The organism is Lysinibacillus capsici, from assembly GCF_003367505.1.
GTDB classification, from domain to species: Bacteria; Bacillota; Bacilli; order Bacillales_A; family Planococcaceae; genus Lysinibacillus; species Lysinibacillus capsici.
In genome coordinates this window covers 161,388-176,576 of record NZ_PXXX01000015.1, presented here as the reverse complement: position 1 = coordinate 176,576, position 15,189 = coordinate 161,388, and the positions used below count along the sequence as shown (strand labels likewise).

Annotated in this window: 15 protein-coding genes; 5 read left to right on the top strand and 10 right to left on the bottom strand. The window is 39.8% G+C overall.

Annotated elements, in window-relative coordinates; all coding sequences use genetic code 11:
- Positions 1 to 31: 31 nt before the first annotated feature.
- The 5 genes from C7B89_RS14215 to C7B89_RS14195 form a co-directional block, all read right to left on the bottom strand.
- Entirely contained in the window at positions 32 to 973 is a 942-nt protein-coding gene (locus C7B89_RS14215; RefSeq protein WP_115673963.1) for a nuclease-related domain-containing protein, read from the bottom strand.
- A gap of 157 nt (positions 974 to 1,130) precedes the next feature.
- The gene (locus tag C7B89_RS14210) at positions 1,131 to 2,138 is read right to left on the bottom strand and encodes a FecCD family ABC transporter permease (protein ID WP_115673962.1); all 1,008 of its coding nucleotides are present in this window, start codon (positions 2,136 to 2,138) and stop codon (positions 1,131 to 1,133) included.
- On the bottom strand, positions 2,131 to 3,132 hold the full coding sequence (locus C7B89_RS14205) for a FecCD family ABC transporter permease (RefSeq protein WP_103117845.1): 1,002 nt from the start codon (positions 3,130 to 3,132) through the stop codon (positions 2,131 to 2,133). The genes C7B89_RS14210 and C7B89_RS14205 overlap by 8 nt, the downstream gene beginning before the upstream one ends.
- 23 nt (positions 3,133 to 3,155) lie before the next feature.
- Entirely contained in the window at positions 3,156 to 4,082 is a 927-nt protein-coding gene (locus C7B89_RS14200; RefSeq protein ID WP_048390303.1) for an iron-hydroxamate ABC transporter substrate-binding protein, read from the bottom strand.
- Between the two features lie 13 nt (positions 4,083 to 4,095).
- Positions 4,096 to 4,884 carry an ABC transporter ATP-binding protein gene (locus C7B89_RS14195; RefSeq protein WP_048390300.1) on the bottom strand — a complete coding sequence of 263 codons (789 nt, stop codon included), beginning with the start codon at positions 4,882 to 4,884 and terminating at the stop codon, positions 4,096 to 4,098.
- Between the two features lie 147 nt (positions 4,885 to 5,031).
- Between C7B89_RS14195 and C7B89_RS14190 the strand changes: the two genes are divergently transcribed.
- Complete coding sequence (locus tag C7B89_RS14190; RefSeq protein ID WP_115673961.1) at positions 5,032 to 6,081, top strand: NAD(P)/FAD-dependent oxidoreductase; 1,050 nt, start codon at positions 5,032 to 5,034, stop codon at positions 6,079 to 6,081.
- 50 nt (positions 6,082 to 6,131) lie between these two features.
- On the opposite strand, the gene C7B89_RS14185 is transcribed toward C7B89_RS14190, so the two are convergent.
- The gene (locus C7B89_RS14185; RefSeq protein ID WP_004229360.1) at positions 6,132 to 6,374 is read right to left on the bottom strand and encodes a hypothetical protein; all 243 of its coding nucleotides are present in this window, start codon (positions 6,372 to 6,374) and stop codon (positions 6,132 to 6,134) included.
- 230 nt (positions 6,375 to 6,604) lie between these two features.
- Here C7B89_RS14185 and C7B89_RS14180 point away from each other — a divergent pair, with 230 nt between their 5' ends.
- The 4 genes from C7B89_RS14180 (at position 6,605) to C7B89_RS14165 (ending at position 10,224) form a co-directional block, all read left to right on the top strand.
- On the top strand, positions 6,605 to 7,216 hold the full coding sequence (locus C7B89_RS14180) for a class I SAM-dependent methyltransferase (protein WP_066037429.1): 612 nt from the start codon (positions 6,605 to 6,607) through the stop codon (positions 7,214 to 7,216).
- 152 nt (positions 7,217 to 7,368) lie between these two features.
- Positions 7,369 to 8,496 (top strand): DUF418 domain-containing protein, encoded by a 1,128-nt coding sequence (locus C7B89_RS14175; protein ID WP_103117842.1) that lies wholly within the window; start codon positions 7,369 to 7,371, stop codon positions 8,494 to 8,496.
- Between the two features lie 13 nt (positions 8,497 to 8,509).
- A complete protein-coding gene (locus C7B89_RS14170; RefSeq protein ID WP_115673960.1) occupies positions 8,510 to 9,622 on the top strand; it encodes a sensor histidine kinase in 1,113 nt (370 codons plus the stop codon).
- Positions 9,619 to 10,224 (top strand): response regulator transcription factor, encoded by a 606-nt coding sequence (locus tag C7B89_RS14165; protein ID WP_054550878.1) that lies wholly within the window; start codon positions 9,619 to 9,621, stop codon positions 10,222 to 10,224. The genes C7B89_RS14170 and C7B89_RS14165 overlap by 4 nt, the downstream gene beginning before the upstream one ends.
- Positions 10,225 to 10,334: 110 nt before the next feature.
- On the opposite strand, the gene C7B89_RS14160 is transcribed toward C7B89_RS14165, so the two are convergent.
- The 4 genes from C7B89_RS14160 to C7B89_RS14135 all read right to left on the bottom strand — a co-directional run bounded on the left by C7B89_RS14160 (position 10,335) and on the right by C7B89_RS14135 (position 15,108).
- Entirely contained in the window at positions 10,335 to 11,417 is a 1,083-nt protein-coding gene (locus C7B89_RS14160; protein WP_054550877.1) for a hypothetical protein, read from the bottom strand.
- 722 nt (positions 11,418 to 12,139) lie between these two features.
- Complete coding sequence (locus C7B89_RS14145) at positions 12,140 to 12,850, bottom strand: ankyrin repeat domain-containing protein (RefSeq protein WP_115673959.1); 711 nt, start codon at positions 12,848 to 12,850, stop codon at positions 12,140 to 12,142.
- 115 nt (positions 12,851 to 12,965) lie between these two features.
- Positions 12,966 to 13,652 (bottom strand): response regulator transcription factor, encoded by a 687-nt coding sequence (locus C7B89_RS14140; protein ID WP_048390285.1) that lies wholly within the window; start codon positions 13,650 to 13,652, stop codon positions 12,966 to 12,968.
- A complete protein-coding gene (locus tag C7B89_RS14135) occupies positions 13,630 to 15,108 on the bottom strand; it encodes a sensor histidine kinase (protein ID WP_048390284.1) in 1,479 nt (492 codons plus the stop codon). The genes C7B89_RS14140 and C7B89_RS14135 overlap by 23 nt, the downstream gene beginning before the upstream one ends.
- Positions 15,109 to 15,189: the final 81 nt, after the last annotated feature.

The window sequence follows — 15,189 nt, the reverse complement described above, 5'->3', positions numbered from 1 at the left end:
TCAGACCGCTTGAATTGTAACGCTTAGTTCTCTATTCCTTAATCCAATATTTCCGATACTTTTTGACACCCTCCGCTTTCAAAGGGAGTTGTTGCATCAACTTGTACGCTAAATCGGGAGAGTCAATGCCAAAGAATTCGCGGAAGCTTCGATTGGTTACCTGCTGCCCGACTAGTAACCTGTAGTCCTCTAATGTTCGAACCAATGCATCATCGTCCACCAATCCACAGCGTGGGCACGTCCATTTTTTATAGTGATACGATAATCGCTGCCCATTAACACACTGTGGACATAGCACACCTTTCACTATTTCCTTAAACGGTACCTCTACCTCTTTTTTCAACTTAGTTTGCAGGGATAATAAAAGGTTGGCGAATCGCAAAAGGTCTACTCTTACTCTAGGTTGATGCCGCTCCATCCATTTTTGTAAATAAAATCGTAACCCTGCCACATGAAAGATAGGCAGCCCGTCAAATCCCTTTGTCAAAATACCATTTTTCGTTGCCAATACCACCGCATGCAAAACTGGTAAATCAATGCGTTCCTTCTGTAATAGCTTCTTCATCCATACTACATGCCGTTCCAGCTGAAGAAATGGATCCGTCATGCCTTCGACCGTATCATCTGCGGTCGTACGTGTTAATTGAGCGAACGAAGCATCGTATGAAAGTTTGCCTGTAATATTTTTGATTTCTAGGATTAGTAAAAAGTGAGGACAGAGAAAGACGGTGTCCATTTGATGGGTAGAACCGAAGTCATTCATTGTTTGAAAGTCATGAAGAAAATAGTGGGGGAATGGTAAGTCAAGTTCAAGCCATTTTGCATCAACGAACTGTTCACCAGCGAATCCTGCTTGTAGGCGCCTTAAATGCTCACAATATAATGTGTATTTACTATGGGATATAGGAAGTCTTTGTACAAGTGCCTCTAGCATCTTTTGCGTCTCTGATGTTTGACGTTCTAATAAAATCATCTAATCACCTCCTGCCATGATTATATAAAAAAAGAACCTCAATGAATGAGGTTCCTAAAAACTTACCATATATAATGCCTAAAATAAAAATTCCCCTATTTTCGCTAGAACAAAAGACTTTTCTTTCGAGCATCATTCAATTTTGATTAGTACTTTTCTAGACATTCTTCCGTAATAAATATAGAAAATAAGGTGCGCCAATAAATGCAACAACAATCCCAGCAGGAACCGTTGCACTTGCAATAGCAACACGTCCAATGGTATCAGCAAGCATTAGCAAGCTTGCGCCAATGAATAGCGTCAGTGGTAAAAAGAATTGGTAGCGTGGACCAACGAGCTGTTTTGCAATATGGGGAGCCATCAAACCGATGAAGGCTACTCCCCCTGTTACGGATACCGCGGCAGCCGCTAGTGCAACCGCAACAATTAATAATCGGAAACGTTCTCGCCCAATGTTCATACCAAGACCGACTGCTGTTTGCTCCGTCATGGCCAAGACATTTAAAACGTTGGCTTTATAGAAAATGTAAGGGATGCCCAGTACAAGCCAAGGCATTAGCGCCCAGAAAAATGGCCAATCTGTTCCCCATACATTTCCGGCTAGCCATTGTGCAATAAATTGTACATCGCTCCGCTCAGCAGAGGATATTAATACCATCATGATCCCTGATAAGGCTGATGCTACGCCTACCCCTACTAAAATAAATTGTACGGGATGGACACCCTTATTACGCTGATAAGAGAAAAAGTAAATACCCAGTGCTGTCACTAAGGCACTACAAAAGCCGACAATCGGTAAAATATAGGCAAAGTGAGGAAGGTCGCCATCTACTAGCAAATAAAAGACAGTAATCCCAACACCTGCGCCAGCACTGATACCTATAATTCCTGGGTCTGCTAAATCATTGCGGGTTACGCCCTGTAATACGGCCCCTGCCAGTGCTAATGCCATACCCGCAGCCGCTAGCACAAACATTCTAGGTAAACGGACTGAAAAGAGTACAAAGGACTCTTTAAAACTACCATCGCCCAATAAGGTTGGAAGAATTCGGTCAATAGAAACCGAAGCAGCACCTAATGAAATCCCTAAAATAAAAATGAACAAGGTTACCACAAGCCATATGAGTAACCATTTACGCTGTTTTTTGCGACCTTCTTTAAACAAATTGACGTCCTCCCTTCCGCACTAATAATAGGAAGAATGGAAGACCTAAAATCGAAATAATAGCGACAACTGGCGTTTCATAAGGTGCGTTAATCATGCGCCCTGCGAAATCAGCCAACACCATGAACCAGCCACCAACAATGGCACTCATCGGTAAGACAAAACGATAGTCTGTCCCAACAAACGCGCGGACAATATGCGGTACCATTAAGCCAACGAAAGCTAGATTTCCGACTAGGGCCACAGCAGAGCCAGCCAGAATAACCACAACGAACATCATTACACCCTTTACGAGCGTAGTATTTTGTCCGACACCCACTGCTACTTCTTCATTTAAGCTTAAAATCGTTAATTGACGACTAAAAGCAAATGAAAGCAGTAAGCCAATAATAATAACGGGTACGATCAATAATGCCTGCCATGTTGTGCCAATGAAACCGCCACTTGTCCACATCGAAACATCTTTGGAAATTTGAAATAAAATGCCCGTCCCTTCAGCGATTGCCTGTAATAAGGCTGTGACAGCCGCACCAGCTAAAACAAGCTTTAAAGGGGAAAAGCCTTTTTTAGTAGAAGCACCAATCCCATAAACTAACATCATACCGATTCCCGCCCCAACAAAGCAGGCTAAAATTAACGTATAATACGAGAATTTAGGGATAAATGCCATTGTTAAAGCAAGGGCAGCATTTGCCCCTGCCGTTAAACCAAGCAGCCCTGGATCAGCTAATGGGTTCCGTGTAACCCCTTGCATAATCGCCCCAGCAACTGCGAGGGCACTCCCAACAAAAATAGCTGCAATGATACGAGGAAATCGAATTTCACGTAAAATCGTGTAATGTTTACCTCCACTTTGTCCGACAATTGCTTGAAAGACATCTTGAATGCTTGTATTCGCTGCCCCTAAGCACAGCGAGATACTAGCAGTACCAATTAATACAATCAATGCAAGCAATACTTGAAGCCAAAATGGAAGCTTTCGAAACTTTGTCATTCGCCTTCGCTACTCTCTACTAATTATTGTAAAAATTTCTCTTCAAAGAACTTCAGTTGATGTTCTAATGTGATAGGGTCATTGAAATAAAAGGCATTTGCATTCACTTCAAATAAATGACCATTTTTCACTGCTTCTAAATCTTTAAACCATGCTGCATCTGTAAAGGAATTATCTTGATCTTGGAACATACTGAAGATCACGTAGTCACCTGCATATTCCCCTAAAACTTCTTGAGAAATAGCATAGTAGCCAGGCTCTAACGCTGTTTCTTTTACTTTCTCAGGCATTTTCAAGCCCATTTCTTGATATAAAATCTCTGTTCCACGACCCCAGTTATCGCCATAAATATAGAACTGTTTATTAAAGTTCTCTGCTACTGTTACAGTCGCATCTTCACCGATTTTTTCTTTAATCTTTTTACCAGCTTCAGCTGCACGTGTTTTAAAATCTTCTACCCAAGCAGTTGCTTCTTTTTCTTTATTTACAACTTTACCGATTTCGATGAACTGCTGTAAATAGTCTACTTTACCATACGTAAATAATACAGTTGGCGCGATTTCTGCTAATTTATCAGCATTTTCAATACCATTTAAGCCAATAATTAAATCTGGTTCTAGCTCAAGAATTTTTTCAATATCTGTATTTTCAACTACAACAGCATCTTTAATCGCATCTTCGAAGTTGGGATTTTTTGCTGCCCATGCATCTACACCAACAACATTTACATCAAGCTGTAATAAGCTTCCTACAAAAGAAGATAGTACAACAACACGTTTAGGATTTGCTGGTACTTCTACAGGACCTGACTCTGATTGATATGTGATTGTTTCTGTTGAAGCTTCCTCTTTTGAGCCTTCATCAGCCTTCTCTGTTTTTTCTTCCTTACTGCCACATGCTGCAAGTACTAGCACAAGCATCATAAACATTGGTAATAGCCACTTTTTCATTGTTATTCTCCTTTTAAATGGTTTGTAATAAGTCATATGTAATGCACATTGGTTTGTTCGTTCGTGGATCTTTGCCAATAACTGCATCTATATTAAATACTTTTTTCAATACTTCTGGAACCATCACTTCTTCAGCCGTTCCGAATTTTACAAGCTCACCTTGTGAAAGCGCTACAATATAATCTGAAAAACGTGCCGCTTGATTTAAATCATGGAGGACCATGACAATCGTGCGCCCCTGTTCTTCATTCAGCCTGTAAAGTAGCTCTAAAACTTCTAGCTGATGAGCCATATCTAAATAAGTTGTCGGTTCATCTAAAAAGATAATGTCGGTTTCTTGGGCCAAGGCCATCGCAATCCATACGCGCTGACGTTGTCCACCAGATAAAGCATCTACAGATTGTAAACGGAATTCTTCTGTTTTGGTTACCTGTAAAGCCCAGCCAATAACATCTTTATCTTTTTGTGATAAATTCCCGAAGCCCTTTTGATAAGGAAATCGACCGTAGGATACAAGCTCTTCCACTGTTAAACCATGTGCACTTTCTGGACTCTGTGGTAAGATTGCCAGTTCTTTTGCTAATTCTTTTGTTTTCATCTTGGAAATATTTTGACCATCTAATATGACCTGTCCACTCTCATGCTTTAAAATCCGTGTGATAGCTTTTAACAAGGTTGATTTTCCACAACCATTTGAACCAATGATTGTCGTGATTTTGCCATCAGGAATTTGCAGCGATAAGTCATGCACAATCGTTTTATTCTCATAACCAACACGAATCGATTCAACTTCTAAACGCAAATCGGACCCTCACTTTCTTTTTACTTCTTTCCATGCTATGATATTCAAAGCTAAAAATGATAATCATTATCACTAGAATTAGTCTAGTTACCTGATAAGATTTTGTCAATTACTTTTTTACTATTTGTTAAGGATGTGGCAATAAAAATGCAGCATGTGTATGATGTGACAATTATTGGCGGTGGCCCAGCTGGCTTATATAGTGCCTTTTATAGTGGTTTACGGGGTTTAAAAACAAAATTATTAGAAAGTCAACCACAGCTTGGCGGTAAAGTATTACTTTATCCTGAAAAGCTGATATGGGATATTGGGGGACATCCTCCCGTTTTGGGTGAACAATTTGTTAAACAATTAATCGAGCAAGCCAAAACATTTGATCCTACAATTTTGACAGGTACAAAAGTAGATTTAATTGAACGTCACAATGATATTTTTGTCATTCATACAGCAGCTGGTGAAAAGCATTATTCTAAAACGGTACTGTTAGCTGTAGGTGGCGGCATTATTAGCCCTCAAAAGCTAACACTTGAGGGCGCTGAAAAATATGAAATGTCCAATCTACATTACACTGTGCAATCGTATAAACGTTTTGTCGATAAGGATATCATGATCTCAGGCGGTGGTAATGCAGCCATCGATTGGGCTGTTGAATTAAGTCCGATTGCCAAAAGCGTAACGGTTGTTTACCGCAAAGAGAATCTATCAGCACACGAAGCCACTGTACAGGAAGCACTGGATGCAGGTGTGCGCATTGAGTGTAATACAACGATTACAAAGCTTTCCGCAAATATTGATAAAACGGCTATTCAATTAGTCACATGTGAGAATACGATCACGAAGCAAAGTTATACGCGTCAAATCGATGAGGTAATCGTCAGTCATGGCTATAGTCGTGAGGCGTCTCTTGCATTTGATGAGGCCATTGCCATTCCGAAAAAGGATGATTATTATGTTGAAGGAAAGGCAACAGGTGAAACAGCACAACCAGGTATTTTTGCAGCAGGTGATATTTTATCATTTGATGGAAAAATTAATTTGCTACTTGGCACATTCCAAGATGCCGCCAATGCAGTCAATTCTATTAAAACGTATTTAGAACCAACTGCCTATCGTCATGGCATGGTGTCCTCGCATAATGAGCTATTTAAAGAGAAAAATCGCTCTATTATCGAAAAGCAATTTGCACCAGCCCATTAAACCTAAATATAACCCTCTTAAGAGTCTGATCTTAAGAGGGTTTCTAGTTTTTATCTAAATAAACTTAATAACGCTCCCATCTGTCTCAACATATTTACTCCATTTGTAATCGTCCCAGCATGCCCCATAATTGTATTTAAATGATCTGGTAAATTTCCTAATCTAGGACCTTGCTGTTGTTGATTGGGAGAATAGTATGGTTGCACCATCCTACCTCGAAAAGGTGGGCCAAAATATTGCCTATTGTTTGGCGGATATGGACCTCTTCTAGCATTCGGCTGAAAATATGGCATTTATACACCCCCTATCTGAAAGCTTCTCACTAGTATATGTAAAAATTTTTATAGCGAATTAGACTTTTGAAGAAGAGGTTAAAAATAATAAGGGAACCATACTAGTTTCCCTGTCATACTATAAGAAAAAAGAAGGTGGTACTATACAAGACTCTCATTATCTTACCTTTTTAGCTAAGTTCGGGGTCGGAGGCGCACATCCTGGGGGCATTAATCTATCAAAGGCTGTTTTGCAAGCGGAGAATATCGAGCAAAACACACATATTTTAGATGTGGGATGTGGTACAGGGCAAACGGCTGCTTATTTAGCATCTTCCTATCAAGCAAACGTCACAGGTCTCGATATTCAGCCCATCATGATAGAAAAGGCTCGTCAGCGAATGCATAAAGCGCGTCTACCTGTTAAACTTCTGCAAGGCTCTATTGAACAAACCTCGTTAGCGAACGAGACATTTGACTTGATTCTAGCTGAGTCGGTTCTGGCCTTTGTTAATTTGCAGCAGGCTTTGCAGGAAATTTATCGTTTATTGAAAAAAGGTGGCCGCTTCATTGCTATCGAATTTACCATTCCTCAAACACTTCGTACCGAACTTGCAGACGACCTCCAACAATTTTACGGCTTTCAGTCTCTCCTCAGGAAAAAGGATTGGGTAAGACTACTGCAACAGGCTGGTTTTTATGATATCCATATACAAAAAAACAAATCCATCTCATCCAAGCCTGAATTTCAAGTTTCCACAGATATGGAATCCGAATTCTATAAAATCATGGATCAGCATATTGCCATGAATGAAAAATACGAAGACATTTTAGACTATCGCATCTATACCTGTACAAAATAATGAGCCGGCAGCAAAAACGTTGCTGGTTTTTGTGCTGTCTCAGCATACTTTATGACACCTGTCATCAAGATTCTTTGACTGGTGTGAATAGGTTTTCTCTTGAAATTTTCTTATCCTTAAGGTAAGAAAACAAAGAAAGAGTGATCGAACTTATGCAAACACAACAAAGACTTCCCTTTATCGATATGTTAAGAGGCTTTGCCGTCTTAGGAACGCTTGGCACAAATATTTGGATTTTTGCTTATCTTGGTGATTTATCGTATATAACAACAAGTGATTATTCTGGTTGGTGGTCCTTCAATGATTTTTTACGTATGGTCGTATTATTTTTCGTTAATGGCAAGCTGCTTGGATTGTTAACAATTATGTTTGGAGTTGGCCTGCAATTAAAATATCAGCAAGCCTTACGGAGAGGTACAGCCTGGCCAGGAGTGTACTTGTGGACTATCGTCTTCTTAGGGTTAGAGGGGCTACTGCACTACACGCTTGTGATGGAGTATGATATTTTAATGAGCTATGCTGTCACAGCATTCATCGTCGCTTTTATTGTACGTTTGGGTGATAAGGTCATGACAGGAGCCTTTTATTTTTTTGGGGGCTTTCACATTCTAATGATTCTACTTATTTTTATCAGTACCTTACAAGGAGCTGGTGTTTCATTAAATGGTATGGCATCCGTTTCTGAGCTCTATGAACATGGCACATGGTTTGCGCAGGTGCAGCATCGTCTCACAAACTTTTTATTTTATCGCTCAGAAGCTATATTTATTATCCCGATGAATGTCTTTTTATTTTTACTTGGCGTGAAGTTCATGCGTAATGAGGTATTTTCACCAACAGACAAAGGACGTCAAACTCGACAAAAGCTCTTTAATATCGGTGTATTCGTTGGCTTTCCTATCAATCTGCTTATTTTTATTCCTGGTGGGCTTTTTGATTTACCTGTTCGCTATCTTTGTGCCCCTCTTCTATCCATTGGCTATATTGGAATTTTAGGTAAACTGGTAGAATATAAGAGGCTAGACTGGCTTTGGCAGCGCTTTGCTCATGTTGGTAAAATGTCTTTAAGCTGCTATGTCCTCCAAAACGTGCTGGCGTCGATTATTTTTTATGGCTGGGGGCTTGGCTTAGGTGGGCAAGTCAATAGCTTCACTGTCATTGGTATTTGGCTATCTCTATCAATCTTACAACTTGTTATAGCGTTCGCTTGGTTACAGAAATTTCAAATGGGCCCTATGGAATGGATTCGTAAAAAAGCCCTTCAAGCGATGACACAGTAATCAGCAACAAAGGATGGTGCTAGTAATAAAAATATATCCTAGAGAACAAATTAAGCATTATTTAATCATTGATGCAGCTTCTGTCATTTTCCTATTCGCATTAGTATTAGGGTCTCATTCCCTTCCCTTAGCTATGAAAATAACAGTGCTCCTTTTATACCTAATAGCCTTCTACATTGCTTTATGGCATCGAGATTGGAGGCTACTTACGGCATCTCTAGTAGCCTTTGTCCTTATCACCTTACTTAGCATAATTGTCGATCCTTTTATGCTTATTTTTGGCTTTACCTTTGCCGACTTACTAGGACGTGCAAAATCAAAATGGCATATTGCCTGTGGGATTGTAGCCATCGCTGTCATGTTTTTGACGGTTTTGTACATGACAACAGATTCCCTTTTACCAAAGGAATCACAGGTATTAGTACCGATTATGATGTTTCAACTGGTGCTCCCGATTCTCATTTATTTTGTGGAAAAGTCGAAAAATCTGCAGGCTGAGCTGGCAGACGTAAATACACAGCTTGTTCAGCAAGAGGAACGACAACGGATCGCTAGAGACCTTCATGATACAATTGGCCATACGCTTACAATGATTAAAGTAAAAACCGAACTAACGACCAAACTGATTGACCGAGATCCTTCAAGCGTGAAGCCTGAGCTACATGACATATTAGCCACTACCCGTACCGCCTTAAAACAAGTACGTGAGCTTGTGTCTGATATGAATTTTATTTCGTTGCAAACGGAGCTTATTCATTGCCAACAGCTTTTACAAAGCGCGAATATTACGACAACCCTTGACAATCAATGTCCTCAAATCGTACTTTCTAGTGTGGAGGAAACGATGCTTGCTCTATGTGTACGAGAGACGACTACGAATATTCTCAAGCATAGTCAGGCAAAAAAATGTCATTTCACCATTCAATGTTGTGCTGGACACTATACACTTGTGATGAAAGACGATGGCATCGGTTTACAGTCACAAGGACGTGGGAATGGCATCCACTCCATAAAAGAAAGAATGCATATGCTGCAAGGCTTTGCCCTGATTGAAAGTGACACACCAGTAGGCACCAGCGTCACACTCACTCTACCAATTCAAGATGGAAAGGAGCCTCTAACATGATACGTGTATTACTAGCAGAAGACCAACAAATGTTACGTGGTGCCCTAACTTCGCTACTAGCGTTTGAGCCTGATATTGAGGTCATAGCTGAGGTTGCAGATGGACAACAAGCATGGGAATTGATCCAGCAGGAGCCACCAGATATTTGCCTAGTCGATATTGAAATGCCCCATCTATCAGGGCTTGAGCTTGCTGAAAAAATTAAACAGGCCAACCTCCCTTGCAAGGTAATGATTGTAACAACCTTTGCACGCCCTGGTTATTTGCAGAAGGCAATGGATTGCGAGGTACACGGCTATCTATTGAAAGATGAACCCATCGATTATTTAATTGCTACTATTCGAAAAATCATGCAAGGAGAAAAGGTGGTCAGCAAGGATTTAGCCGCCTCCTTATTTATGAAGGAGCAAAACCCTTTAAATGAACGAGAAATTGCGGTGCTTCAGCTAGTCAAAAAAGGCTTTACCACAAACGAAATCAGTAAGCAGTTATTTTTAACGAAGGGCACGATTCGCAATTATTTATCTACCTCTATTCAAAAGCTACAAGTTGAATCTAGACAGCAAGCCGCTCAGGTAGCAGGTGAAAAAGGCTGGCTATAAAAAAAATCTCGCCACAGCTGTGACGAGATTTTTACAATGTTAGCATAAAATACGTTCCATTTATTAAGCTTCAAATGACAGATTCATTGTTTTATTAAGCAAAAGAACGTTTATTTTCCTTGTAGAACTAAATCTGTTGCTATAGCCCAGTTGTTTAATGGGATTACGGTATAGCTGACATTTGCTTTCAACGTACCACCATTCGTTAGATCAAAAATGCCCACAGCACCTTTACGTGATGAATAACGATATTGTGCTTGCAATGTACTCCCATCACTGCCTTTTAACGCTACACTTCGGCCAGCAAGTAAATCAGATTGCGGATCGTTTCTTAATTGTAATTCAAAGGATTTTTCATCCATGGCTTTCGCTGTTTGCAGAGTGATTGGCGCGATTTCTTTCGCTACAAAGCTCCTTACATCTATTTCCGCCCATTGTGCGTACACACGGTAAGTCACACCTGGTTTTAAAACCTTGCCAGCAGGGAGTCTAAATTGTGGAGCCTGTCTGCCATCAGCTGCTTGTGTAAATGGTACATAATTAGCAACAAACTCTTCTCCCTCACTTGTTCTCACCGTCACATAGCGATCACGTAAGGAAGAAATAACATCAAAGCGTTTGCCGCTAGCATCTCGATTATGACCATCTAAGCTAAATGCTAAATCTCCACGGCCTGCGCGATAGGCTTCAATAATATTAGCATAATCTACTACGCCATCCTCCTGAAAGGATTCCAATGTAAATGTATCATTTGTGACTTGCTCCACATTGCGTACATATACCTTTTCATCTGTGCCCTCAAAAACTTTATTGCGTTGCTCTTTATAGCTCAATGTATAGATAAAATCATCTTCTTGGAATGTTGTTGGTACAATATATGTACTCTTAGAGCCTGTCATTAAGCGTGGCACATTGACAATCTCTAAATCTCCATTAAACGTAAAATGTTTTTTTATAGCATCTAAATGATTTAGGTCTACATCAGCTGCTGCTAATGGCTGATTAAATGTAATTTGTAGTGTCATTGTATTTAATGGCTTGATGTTTGTAATTTTAGCTACTTGCTCGTTTTCCGCTACTACTGCTTTATTGCTTGTCGCATCTGCATTTAATGGCTCGCCTATGGTTACTAGACCTGCTGATACTACGGATAAAGCCAATGCTGCTGGGACAATACGTTTTCTTAATTTCATTTGTTGAACTCTCCTTTATGGTGTAATTTGGTTTACAAAATTTATCATAAAGTCCAAATCTAAACTGCTAATAAATAAACTATTAAAAAAGAATTAAAAAATAGGAAAAATAATTTAAGAACAAAAAACTGTAGAGAGCTGTCTCTACAGTTTGCATGTTGTTGAAAAAAGATGATGTCAACGCCAGAAAAAGCAACTTTGCAAGTCGAGGGGTTGATTTCCGTTACACCAGCGTCCTTTCCAGGGGGCGTCCGATGAGCCGCTTCACTCACTTACGTTCGCTCCAGGGTCTCCTCTGTGACGCTAAATCCCCTAGGAGTGACGCTGGCTCCACTCCAATAAACCATTCCGCAAAGTGTCTTTACTTTTTTATAGTAACAAATCGTCCATTAACTGTATTCTTAGAGGGGATAAGTTCTTATTTTCAATGTGGAGAAGTGATGCATGACAACACCTCTTCATAAAGAGTAGTGAACACCTTCACTTTATTTGAAAACCTTTGCTAATAAGTTAGTGGGTTGGGTTGAAGTGGAAGGTTGCTTGACTCCCGTGGGATAGCAAGACAGGCGAAACTCTAAACGGAGCGGTAGCGGAGGAAGCGATTCGGCGCTCGCCCACAGGAAAGCAAGTAGCCTGCAACGGAAATCCATTTCTACCTTTCAATTGACTGTTTTGTTTTTCAACACTAAGAAAACTGTAGAGAGCTGTCTCTACAGTTTGGGTTACTTTGCGCCTGCTGCAAGTAGAATTTGTTCGATTGCTTTAAATCCTCGTTGTTTTGCATGTTGCAGAGGTGTCACGTTATTTTGATCGGGAATATTTACATCAGCACCATGTTCAATTAGTCGTTGTATTACGGTTTGCTGTGTTGGATTGCCGTTATTTAAGACAATCGCCTCCATCAGGGCTGTCCAGCCTAAATGATTCACATGATTGACGTCAATATCGGTATTGCTCAATAGCTCCTCGATGACCTCCACATGACCATGCTCTGCTGCTGGTATGAGTGCTGTTCCCCCATATCGATTTAAAATAGTCGGATCAGCACCAGCTTGAATGGTCATCTTTAAAATACCCAGATAGCCCTCCGCACCTGCATAGAGAAATGGCGTATTTTGCTGATTATCCTGAATATTAACATCTGCTCCTGCATCTATTAATAATTTAACTGCCTCTATATCCTGATTATAGGTAGCTATCATCAAAGCTGTTCGATTATTTGAATCTTGTACATTGATGTCCCCTTTTTGTTTCAAAGCATGTTGAAGCCCATCGATATCTCCCCTTTCAGCTGCATTGAGCAACTCACTCGCCCATTCTGTTCCCACAACTTCACTCCCACCTTTATCATGCTGTATTGTTTCTGTATCAATTGAGGCACACCCTTGAAGTAAAAATGTTAATGCAATGATAACTGCCTGCCTTTTTTTCAATTTTAATACACCGCCTTTCCTTCCTCAGTGTAAGCGGTAATGCTAAATTGCCCATTAACGAATTCTTAAAAAAGTCTAAAAAAACTACCCCGCCACAAGGACGAGGTAGTTTAACTTAAACATTGAAGCGATAGCCTGCACCCCATACTGTTTCCAAAAACTTTGGATGCGCTGGCTCTCGTTCAATTTTTTCACGTAGCTTTCGTATATGAACAGTGACAGTCGAAACGTCTGCAGCTGATTCATAGCCCCAGTTTCGCTCATATAGCTGTTCCTTACTTAATACTTGATTGGGGTGTCTAACAAAAAAGACAAGTAAATCAAATTCCTTCGTTGTAAAGGCAATCTCCTCACCATTAACAAACACCTTTCTAGCCGAAGTATCGATTGTAATGCCATGAATGGACATCATATGATTTGTTTGTTGATGGGTCGCCAGACGCTCATATCTCGATAAATGGGCCTTGACCCTTGCCACTAATTCACTCGGACTAAATGGTTTTGTAATATAATCATCCGCTCCTAGTCCAAGACCACGAATTTTATCAATATCCTCCTTTTTAGCTGAAACAAATAAAATGGGAATATTGTGTACTGCTCGAATCTGTTTACAAATGTCAAAGCCACTTATCCCTGGTAGCATGATATCCAAAATGATTAAATCATAATTACCTTTAAGTGCCTGCTGTAGCCCATCCTCTCCATGATGTTGGATATCTACTGTAAAGCCATTAATCTCTAAATAATCTCGTTGAAGCTCAGCTATGCTCACTTCGTCTTCAATTAGCAGAATTTTTTTCATGATGATTCACCTTCTCCTCAGCCTTTTTCAATGAAATGAATATGCTCGTCCCCTTTGCTAATTCACTCTTTGCCCAAATATCGCCACCCATTTCAACAACGATTTGTTTGGCAATGGCTAACCCTAAGCCACTGCCTCCTGTTTGCGAATTACGTGAAGGCTCCGCACGGTAAAATCGATCAAAAATATAGGGCAATGCGACAGGATCAATGCCTGCACCATTATCTGTTACCTGAATAATCGCATCCTCTGCTCGCTCATGCAAGGAAATAATGATTTGCTTATATGGCTTATCCATATATTTTTCGCTATTACTTAAAAGGTTCGTCAGGACACGTCTTAATTTATCTCGGTCCACCATTGCCAAAAGCGGCGAGCCTGCTGATAGATATTGTAAATGAATATCTCGTGCAATAAAATCAAAGCTTGCATCCTCTACATAATCATGCATATATTGGTGGAGATTGATGCTTTCCAATTGGAAGGGAATCTTTTTTAAATCCAATTTAGAAAATAAGAATAGCTCATCAATTAATACATCCATATCCTTTGCCTTTGTATAGATAGTAGTTAAATATTTATCCATCTTTTCCTCTGTATTTGCCACACCATCTTTAATGCCCTCCACATAGCCGATAATGGAAGTCATCGGCGTTTTTAAATCATGGGAGATATTGGAGATGAGCTCCTTTCGATTTTCCTCATATTGAAGCTGAAGCTGGATGGATTCTTTTAATTTGACTCTCATTTCCTCGAATGACCGATTCAGCTGACCAATTTCATCCTTCGAGTGGGTCGCAATTTCAAAATCCAAGTCGCCCGATTTAATTCGTTCTGCCCCTTCCTTTAATGCCGATATCGGTTTAATAATACTTCTTGATACTAAATAATTTAAAAAGCCAATAATCATCATAAACAGGACAAATAAAATACCTAAAAGAATCGGTAGCAGTTCCCTCGTTACCTCTGCATGGGAACTAACCTCTCTCAATACGAAAATACTGCCCTCTGTTTGATCTGGAAAATAAAAATCAAATTTAACATACGTATAAAAGGCTCGATTTATCATGATGGTGTCACGAGAATTAATATTGGTCGCTTCAAAGCTAGGTAAGCTTTGAAGCAATAATTGTTTATGCTCTTTCTGTGTTGAATACACGATTTGATGATCTTTTCGTACCACAATCTCTATCGAAGGCGCATTGATTTGTTCAAGCTGTTCGAGATCTAAAAGCTGCTGGGGACTTTTTTTAGCTAGTAATTTTAAATCTAGAAACGCATTTTCCTCTACTGTCGTCAAAGGCTTTTGGACATAAGATTTTTTATAAAAATGCTCAATCGCTTTGACATCACCTGTAATGGCAAAGGAAAAAAGAAAAACCGCTGCTAGTAATAGTGTGATGGCAATGATGATGACACCCACATAAGATAGCAAAAACCTTGTTTTTATTGACATCTACATACCCCCATAAGCTGAAACTACTAGCAATGTACCATACAAATCTTAAAACTTTATAAAATCATGCTGAAAAATCTA

Bases quoted from the DNA above. Each gene is read 5' to 3' on its own strand.
- C7B89_RS14215 (WP_115673963.1), bottom strand. From the start codon at position 973: ATGATTTTATTAGAACGTCAAACATCAGAGACGCAAAAGATGCTAGAG.
- C7B89_RS14205 (WP_103117845.1), bottom strand. From the start codon at position 3,132: ATGACAAAGTTTCGAAAGCTTCCATTTTGGCTTCAAGTATTGCTTGCA.
- C7B89_RS14200 (WP_048390303.1), bottom strand. From the start codon at position 4,082: ATGAAAAAGTGGCTATTACCAATGTTTATGATGCTTGTGCTAGTACTT.
- C7B89_RS14190 (WP_115673961.1), top strand. From the start codon at position 5,032: ATGCAGCATGTGTATGATGTGACAATTATTGGCGGTGGCCCAGCTGGC.
- C7B89_RS14185 (WP_004229360.1), bottom strand. From the start codon at position 6,374: ATGCCATATTTTCAGCCGAATGCTAGAAGAGGTCCATATCCGCCAAAC.
- C7B89_RS14175 (WP_103117842.1), top strand. From the start codon at position 7,369: ATGCAAACACAACAAAGACTTCCCTTTATCGATATGTTAAGAGGCTTT.
- C7B89_RS14170 (WP_115673960.1), top strand. From the start codon at position 8,510: ATGGTGCTAGTAATAAAAATATATCCTAGAGAACAAATTAAGCATTAT.
- C7B89_RS14165 (WP_054550878.1), top strand. From the start codon at position 9,619: ATGATACGTGTATTACTAGCAGAAGACCAACAAATGTTACGTGGTGCC.
- C7B89_RS14160 (WP_054550877.1), bottom strand. From the start codon at position 11,417: ATGAAATTAAGAAAACGTATTGTCCCAGCAGCATTGGCTTTATCCGTA.
- C7B89_RS14140 (WP_048390285.1), bottom strand. From the start codon at position 13,652: ATGAAAAAAATTCTGCTAATTGAAGACGAAGTGAGCATAGCTGAGCTT.
- C7B89_RS14135 (WP_048390284.1), bottom strand. From the start codon at position 15,108: ATGTCAATAAAAACAAGGTTTTTGCTATCTTATGTGGGTGTCATCATC.